At 67.6% G+C, this 2,115-nt stretch carries 3 protein-coding genes and 1 pseudogene; 3 read left to right on the forward strand and 1 reads right to left on the reverse strand.

What is annotated here, in order from left to right; translation table 11 throughout:
• The 3 genes and pseudogenes from A9X03_RS07650 to A9X03_RS07660 form a co-directional block, all read left to right on the forward strand.
• Window positions 1-301: pseudogene (locus A9X03_RS07650) on the forward strand (hypothetical protein); the annotation flags it as partial.
• The gene (locus A9X03_RS07655) at window positions 298-741 is read left to right on the forward strand and encodes a TIGR03618 family F420-dependent PPOX class oxidoreductase (RefSeq protein WP_068260448.1); all 444 of its coding nucleotides are present in this window, start codon (window positions 298-300) and stop codon (window positions 739-741) included. The pseudogene A9X03_RS07650 and the gene A9X03_RS07655, both read left to right, overlap by 4 nt.
• 18 nt (window positions 742-759) lie before the next feature.
• Window positions 760-1,509, forward strand: a complete 750-nt coding sequence (locus tag A9X03_RS07660) for an enoyl-CoA hydratase/isomerase family protein (RefSeq protein ID WP_067750020.1) — start codon at window positions 760-762, stop codon at window positions 1,507-1,509.
• 6 nt (window positions 1,510-1,515) lie between these two features.
• On the opposite strand, the gene A9X03_RS07665 is transcribed toward A9X03_RS07660, so the two are convergent.
• A complete protein-coding gene (locus tag A9X03_RS07665) occupies window positions 1,516-1,701 on the reverse strand; it encodes a bacterioferritin-associated ferredoxin (protein WP_055405246.1) in 186 nt (61 codons plus the stop codon).
• Between the last annotated feature and the right edge of the window lie 414 nt (window positions 1,702-2,115).

Below are 2,115 nucleotides of genomic sequence, written 5' to 3' on the forward strand. Positions count from 1 at the left end.
GCGCGACCACACCTCGGTGGCCATCGAGACGCAGTCGACCTTCGGCTACACCCAGAACTGGGTGGTGCGTGCCCTCACCCCGGGCGCGCCGGGAATCGCGGGCATCGTCGAGGAGTTGTTCCCCGCGGAGGCGATCACCGATCTCAAGGCGTTCTTCGGTGCCGCCGACGACAAGGACCTGCAGGACCGCTTGGGCCGAATGGTCGCCAGCACCACGGCGTTCGGCGCCAACGAGAACATCGACACCGTCCCCACCAGCCGCTACGTCTTCAAGACACCGTTCATCGAGGAACCCACATGACATCTCTGCGCGACGCCACGGCCCTGGCCGCGGCGGAAAGTGGCCTGGCGGTCGTCTCCACGGTTCGCGCCGACGCGACTGTGCAGGCGTCGCTGGTCAACGTCGGCCTGTTGCCGCATCCCGCGACCGGCCAGGAGGCGTTGGGCTTCACCACCTACGGCAAGGTCAAGCTGGCCAACCTGCGCGCGCGGCCCCAGCTGGCGGTCACCTTCCGCAAGGGCTGGCAATGGGCGACCGTCGAGGGCCGCGCGGAGCTGGCCGGCCCGGAGGACGCCCAGCCCTGGCTGACCACGGACGACCAGCTGCGACTCTTGCTCCGAATTGTCTTCACCGCCGCGGGCGGCACGCACGACGACTGGGACGAGTACGACCGCGTCATGGCCCGGGAGCGGCGCGCGGTTGTGCTGATCGCGCCCACCCGCGTCTACAGCAACGGCTGACCTGGTTAGGCTGCAGCCGTGACGCTGCAGATCGATGACGACAAGCGGGTGCGCACCCTCACGCTGAACCGGCCCGAGGCGCTGAACGCGTTCAACGAGGCACTGTACGACGCCACCGCGGAGGCGCTGTTGGCCGCGGCCGAGGATCCCGAGGTCGCCGTGGTGCTGTTGACCGGCGCGGGCCGCGGCTTCAGCGCCGGAACCGATCTCGCCGAGATGCAGGCCCGCATCACCGATCCGGACTTCACGCCGGGCAAGCACGGCTTCATCGGCCTGATCGATGCCCTCAGTGCGTTCCCCAAGCCGCTCATCTGCGCGGTCAACGGCGTCGGGGTGGGCATCGGCGCCACCATCCTCGGCTACGCCGACCTGGCATTCATGTCATCGACCGCCCGGCTGAAGTGCCCCTTCACCAGCCTGGGGGTGGCGCCGGAGGCGGCGTCGTCATACCTGCTGCCGCAACTGGTGGGCCGGCAGAACGCCGCATGGCTGCTGATGTCTTCGGAGTGGGTGGACGCCGACGAGGCGTTGCGGATGGGTCTGGTATGGCGGGTCTGCGAGCCCGACGATCTGCTGCCCGAAGCCCGTCGGCACGCGGAAATCCTTGCCAGCCGCCCCATTTCGAGCCTGATGGCGGTCAAGCACACGATCGTGGAGCCGGTCCGGCCCGAGATCGCGGCGGCCACTGCGCGGGAAAACGCTCACTTCGCCGAGCTGATGGGTGCCCAGGCCAACGCCGCGGCGCTGGCGGACTTCAACAAACGCTGACGCCGGCTAACGCGACGGGGCGGCCTCGAGGTTCGCCGACGCGGCGATGATCGCCCGCAGCGTTCGCCTGCAACGGCCGCAGTCGCCCCCGGCCCCGCACGCGGCCATGACCTCTTTCGAGGTGGAGGCGCCGCGCGCGACCACCTCGGACACCGTGTGGTTGGTCACGCCGACACACAGGCATACGTACATCAGCGCATCCCTTGCATGCGGGCGACGTTCTCTTGCCCGACGGCCTGGCCACGCGTGCGCAATTCGTCCTCCCTCTCGGCTTCCCGTGTCAACGGGATTCCCGAAGAAAATGCCGAACCGACAGCCATATTAGTTGAGTCTAACCTAAGTTCGTTAGCGCAGTCTAACCTTAGTCGCCAGCAACGTCGGTCACGGGGGCGGCGCAGGACACACACTGAGCACAGCCATACCTTGCTGGCAGATTGAACTTCGGCATGGCAAAGTGCGACTACGGCCCCGCATGGTGCGCGCAGCCCAGCGCACCCCGCCAAGGCCAGGAATGACCACCGTTTCGACCGTCACCGTAGGGGAGTGATCATGCAAGGGGATCCGGATGTTTTGCGCTTGCTCAACGAGCAGTTGACCGGCGAGCTC

It is taken from the genome of Mycobacterium sp. E1715, from assembly GCF_001667625.1.
Taxonomy (GTDB): Bacteria; Actinomycetota; Actinomycetes; order Mycobacteriales; family Mycobacteriaceae; genus Mycobacterium.

What these genes read in the sequence shown, in the direction of transcription:
- A9X03_RS07655 (WP_068260448.1), top strand. Translation starts at nt 298, where the DNA reads ATGACATCTCTGCGCGACGCCACGGCCCTGGCCGCGGCGGAAAGTGGC.
- A9X03_RS07665 (WP_055405246.1), bottom strand. Translation starts at nt 1,701, where the DNA reads ATGTACGTATGCCTGTGTGTCGGCGTGACCAACCACACGGTGTCCGAG.